Source organism: Sphingomonas sp. (assembly GCF_019749955.1).
Lineage (GTDB): Bacteria > Pseudomonadota > Alphaproteobacteria > Sphingomonadales > Sphingomonadaceae > Sphingomonas.
In genome coordinates this window covers 1-4,273 of record NZ_JAIEPC010000124.1, presented here as the reverse complement: position 1 = coordinate 4,273, position 4,273 = coordinate 1, and the positions used below count along the sequence as shown (strand labels likewise).

Here is a 4,273-nt window from a genome sequence, read left to right as displayed (position 1 = left end):
GGCGCATCGCTTTCGGTCAGCCACAGGCTGGCGAAATCGGGCAGGTCGCCGCGCGCGAAACCTGCCGTCAGATCGGACTCGCGACCGAGCAGTTGCGCAAGGAAAGGCGCATGCGCGCGCGCGCGCGCCACCGCATTGGTCAGGTCTTTGGCGGCATCAGTGTCGCTCATGCGCGCTGATGTGTGCGGAATCGCAAGGAAATGCAGCACCTATTCTGCGAAAAGGGCAACAAAAGCACGGCCAGGTCGTTATCACTGCCATGTCGAACGAGGACGCCCCTGCCACCGTCAACGCCTGCGAGGATGGCATCGTCGTGCGCGCGCCCCGCGCTGGCGACACAATCGCCTTCGCGCTGTCGGCCGCGTTCGATTCCGATGAAGCCTTGCCCGACGATTGGACGTCGATCCTCGCGCAGCTAGATGGAGCATCGCGCGTCCAGCCGCAGCGCTGATCGCGCGCGCGACCAAGCTCAACGCTGACAGCTGAGCTTCTCGACGTCGCCCATGATCGAATCGAGCGCCGATTGGCCATCGGGAATGCTGTGCGAGCGCCGCGACGGCAGCGTCCCATTGGTCAGCAGTGCGTCCAGCGCGACCCGCCCCCGCGCAACCCGGCTCTTGATCGTCCCCACCGCAACGCCGCAGATTTCTGCCGCTTCCTCATAAGCAAAGCCGCCCGCGCCGATCAGGATCAGTGCCTCGCGCTGCGGCTGCGGCAGATGCATCAGCGCGCGCTGCATGTCGCCGAGTTCGACCTGCTTGTCCTGTCCGGCGGGCGCCGCCAGAATCCGGTCGGCGACCAGATCATCCCATTCGCCGCGAAAGCGCGACCGGCGCATCTGCGATAAATACAGATTGCGCAGGATGATGAAGGTCCACGCCCGCATGTTGGTGCCCGCCTGAAAGCGCGCGCGCGCCGCCCAGGCCTTCATCAGCGTTTCCTGAACCAGATCATCGGCAAGGTCGCGGCTGCCCGACACCGATCGGCCAAAGGCGCGCAGATGGGGGATCACTTGCGCCAGCTGCGCCTTGAATTCGGCATCGGGCAGCGCAACGCGCTCGTCGGCGGGGCCGACGGCCACAAAATCATCCTGTTGATCAGAATCGCTCATGCCGCTCCCATCGCAACATCCGGCGTAAAACAGCCGTTCAAAGCAAGGGTCGCCCCGCCCATCGTCACCCGCCCCGGTTCCATGCTTAGCGCAGCAGCAGCCAGGCGAAGATGACGACGACGAGCACCAGTGAGATGCCAAGCACATAGCGCGTCACATGCGGCGTTACGCCACCGCGCGCGGCTTCGGTGCTGATATGGGGGGTAGGATCGCGTTCAACCATAGCCCCCCAACGCAGCAAAGCCGTTTTGGGTCCGTGCCGAATTTAGGCGCGGATCAAACCATTGGCAGCGTCGCCTCGTCGAAGAACAGCGCCTGGCTGATCGCCGCCTTCACCGTCGATCGCTGGAACGGCTTGGTGATCAGGAAGGTCGGCTCGGGCCGCTCGCCGGTCAGCAGCCGTTCGGGGAACGCCGTGATGAACACGACCGGCACCTGAAACTGTGCGAGAATGTCCTTGACCGCATCGATGCCCGAACTGTCGTCGGCAAGCTGGATGTCGGCCAGCACCAGACCCGGGCGGTCGGCGAGCGCGGACGCCACGGCTTCGTCACGCGTGACGGCCACGCCGGTCACGTCATGCCCCAGGTCGCGCACGATCGTTTCGATATCCATCGCGATGATCGGCTCGTCCTCGATGATCAGCACGCGCGCGCGGGTCTGGCTTTCGATCTCGGCGAGCGCTGCGGCCACCAAACTCTCAACCTCATCGACTTCCACCTCGATCAGATAGGCCGCGTCCTCGGGCGCGAAGCCTTCCATCGCAGTCAGCAGCAAGGCCTGACGCGACAGCGGCGTCATCCGCGCCAGCCGCGCGCGCGCAATCGCTTCGTGATCGCCGCTCGGCATGCCGCCAATGTCCGGAACTTCGTCGAAATTGGCCGACGCCCAAATGCCCTGAAACATCCGGTATAGCCCCAGCCGGGGATCGACCTCGCCCGGAAACTGGTCGGGCGCGGCCACAATCGCTTCGAGCGTGGCGCGGACATAACGATCACCCTGCGTCTGGCTGCCGGTCAGCGCGCGGCCGTAGCGCCGCAAAAAGGGGAGATGCGGTGCGAGCTGTTGTCCAAGCGACATAATCGTCAATTTCTCCCTGACCGAGCGCGCCTTGTGAAAGCGGCGCACCCCCGTTGCAATGCGTTTCGCGATGCCCACAAAAAGCGACCCACCGAATCGAATTGTGTTTTTGCATCGGACACGGAACTATCGACGCGCTCTTTGGTTTCATTGCTCTGGCCGAACTTCACGCCAAAGGTGGCGCGCGCCTGTTCGGCGGCATCCCGCCGGGCAATGGTTCCGGTCCATTTTGGGGGACGAGTTCGTTGGTAACTGACAGTGGCCCGCCACAAAAGCCGCCCAAGCGCCGGACGGCAAAGCAGCAATCCGAAGATCATGACATGGGACAATCGCTCCGGTCGGTCTATCAGGCCGCGGTTGAGGAACCTATTCCGCCGGAGCTGCTCGATCTGCTCAGCAAACTCGATTAATGCCGCGCGATGGATGCGCCACCTGATGAAGAGCGTCGGGGATGGCGGCTGAACCGCTTCCTCTCGGCCCTGCCGACCGGGGCCAAATTATTCCTGATTTTGAGCGCGGCGTTGTTGCCGCTCGCGCTGATTGCGCTGTTCGCGGCACAACAGACGACGCGGCTCGCCGATACCGAAACCCGCTCAGAACTGCGTGTCGCCGCGGCTGAAAGCGCGCATGCGCTCGGCATCGAGCTGATCGGCGACATGACCGCGCTTCGGGTCGCGCTCGAAGCGCTCGACGCCGACCCAGCCGATGCGCCGAGCTGCGCGCGCGTCCAGGGCGTGTTTGCCGAACAGCTTGCGAGTGGCGCGCGCTTTTCGATCAGTGATCGCCGCGGCCGGGTGCTTTGCGGCACCACACGCCTGCCGCCGATCCCGATCACCGCACCGCCGCCGGGCGGCGCGCTCGCGGTGAGCATCGCTCCGCAGGCGGGGCTCGCGCTTGCGATCACCGCGCCCAGTGGGCGTCTGCGCGCCACCGCAACCTTCCCTGCGACCGCGTTGGCGCAGATCGCCCGGCCGACCGGCTTTGTGCCGCCCTATGCCGCGCTGATCGTCCATGCGAATATGCGCCTACCGCTTGAGGCGATGACCGATCTCGGCCCGCTTGATCGCACCGAGACGATCGGCGTCCCGGTCGGCGTCGACGGGTTGCTGTTCGAAATGAGCACACGCAGCGCGCCGATTTCGTCACCGATGATCGTCGCGATGCTGCTGCCGCTGCTGATGTGGGCAGCCGCTGCAGGGATTGGCTGGTTCGTTGTCGACCGGCTGCTGATCCGCCCTTTGCGCGATCTGCGCATTCGCGTCGCCACCTATGTGCCGGGGCAGGAAATCGATTCGGCCGAAGCGCGCCAATCGCCCGCGCAGGAAATCCGCGAGCTGGGCGAAACTTTCCGCGCGATCAGCCGCACCGTGGCGTCGCACGAAGCGGGGCTTGCCGAAGGGCTGGTGCGCCAGACCGCGCTGACCCGCGAAGTCCACCACCGCGTCAAAAACAATCTGCAGGTGATTTCCAGCCTGATCAATTTCCATTCGCGCGGCGCCGCGAGCGCCGAGGCGAGCGCAGCCTATGCCTCGATCCAGCGCCGCGTCGACGCGCTTGCGGTCGTCCACCGCAATCATTTCGCCGAAATCGATCAGGGGCGCGGGCTTAGCCTCCGTTCCGTGATCGGCAATCTCGCGTCGAACATCCGCGCGACCGCGCCCGAAGGTTCGGGGCTGTCAATCGCGCTCGATCTCGATTCCTATCTCGCGACGCAGGACGTCGCGACGGCGGTCGCTTTCCTCCTAACCGAGCTGATCGAGCTGGCGATGCGCGTGCAGAGCGATGCCGCGATCCGGCTGTCGCTCAAGCCGGGCGATGCAGGGGGCAAGGCGGTGGTGCGAATCAGCTCCCCCGCGCTGGTCGATAGCGACCGCCTCCACGCTGAGCTGGGCGAAGGCTATGGCCGCGTGGTCGAGGGCCTGTCGCGGCAGCTCAGATCGAAGCTGCACCACGACCCGCTGGTGGGGGCGTTCGAAATCCCGGTCAACATCACCGACCGGGACTGATACCAACCTGCGCAGTGTCTGACTGACGTGAGGGATTCCAAAACTGACGAAAGTCTGAATCTATGGCGTCGTGCAT

6 protein-coding genes are annotated in these 4,273 nt (G+C 65.0%); 3 read left to right on the top strand and 3 right to left on the bottom strand.

Annotation, left to right across the window (positions count from 1 at the left end):
- Nucleotides 1-259 precede the first annotated feature (259 nt).
- Complete coding sequence (locus K2W81_RS16355) at nucleotides 260-451, top strand: hypothetical protein (protein WP_294106521.1); 192 nt, start codon at nucleotides 260-262, stop codon at nucleotides 449-451.
- Nucleotides 452-469: 18 nt separating this feature from the next.
- Here the strand turns inward: K2W81_RS16355 and K2W81_RS16350 are convergent, their stop codons facing one another.
- The 3 genes from K2W81_RS16350 to K2W81_RS16340 all read right to left on the bottom strand — a co-directional run bounded on the left by K2W81_RS16350 (nucleotide 470) and on the right by K2W81_RS16340 (nucleotide 2,191).
- The gene (locus tag K2W81_RS16350; protein WP_294106519.1) at nucleotides 470-1,111 is read right to left on the bottom strand and encodes a sigma-70 family RNA polymerase sigma factor; all 642 of its coding nucleotides are present in this window, start codon (nucleotides 1,109-1,111) and stop codon (nucleotides 470-472) included.
- Nucleotides 1,112-1,196: 85 nt separating this feature from the next.
- Nucleotides 1,197-1,334, bottom strand: coding sequence for a hypothetical protein (locus K2W81_RS16345; RefSeq protein ID WP_294106516.1), 138 nt, complete (start codon nucleotides 1,332-1,334; stop codon nucleotides 1,197-1,199).
- 53 nt (nucleotides 1,335-1,387) lie between these two features.
- On the bottom strand, nucleotides 1,388-2,191 hold the full coding sequence (locus K2W81_RS16340; RefSeq protein WP_294106514.1) for a response regulator: 804 nt from the start codon (nucleotides 2,189-2,191) through the stop codon (nucleotides 1,388-1,390).
- Between the two features lie 101 nt (nucleotides 2,192-2,292).
- Between K2W81_RS16340 and K2W81_RS16335 the strand changes: the two genes are divergently transcribed.
- Both K2W81_RS16335 and K2W81_RS16330 read left to right on the top strand, forming a co-directional pair.
- Nucleotides 2,293-2,601, top strand: a complete 309-nt coding sequence (locus K2W81_RS16335; protein WP_294106513.1) for a NepR family anti-sigma factor — start codon at nucleotides 2,293-2,295, stop codon at nucleotides 2,599-2,601.
- Nucleotides 2,602-2,610: 9 nt separating this feature from the next.
- Complete coding sequence (locus K2W81_RS16330) at nucleotides 2,611-4,197, top strand: histidine kinase dimerization/phosphoacceptor domain -containing protein (protein ID WP_294106510.1); 1,587 nt, start codon at nucleotides 2,611-2,613, stop codon at nucleotides 4,195-4,197.
- Nucleotides 4,198-4,273 lie beyond the last annotated feature (76 nt).

What these genes read in the sequence shown, in the direction of transcription:
- K2W81_RS16355 (WP_294106521.1), top strand. Translation starts at nt 260, where the DNA reads ATGTCGAACGAGGACGCCCCTGCCACCGTCAACGCCTGCGAGGATGGC.
- K2W81_RS16350 (WP_294106519.1), bottom strand. Translation starts at nt 1,111, where the DNA reads ATGAGCGATTCTGATCAACAGGATGATTTTGTGGCCGTCGGCCCCGCC.
- K2W81_RS16345 (WP_294106516.1), bottom strand. Translation starts at nt 1,334, where the DNA reads ATGGTTGAACGCGATCCTACCCCCCATATCAGCACCGAAGCCGCGCGC.
- K2W81_RS16340 (WP_294106514.1), bottom strand. Translation starts at nt 2,191, where the DNA reads ATGTCGCTTGGACAACAGCTCGCACCGCATCTCCCCTTTTTGCGGCGC.
- K2W81_RS16330 (WP_294106510.1), top strand. Translation starts at nt 2,611, where the DNA reads ATGGATGCGCCACCTGATGAAGAGCGTCGGGGATGGCGGCTGAACCGC.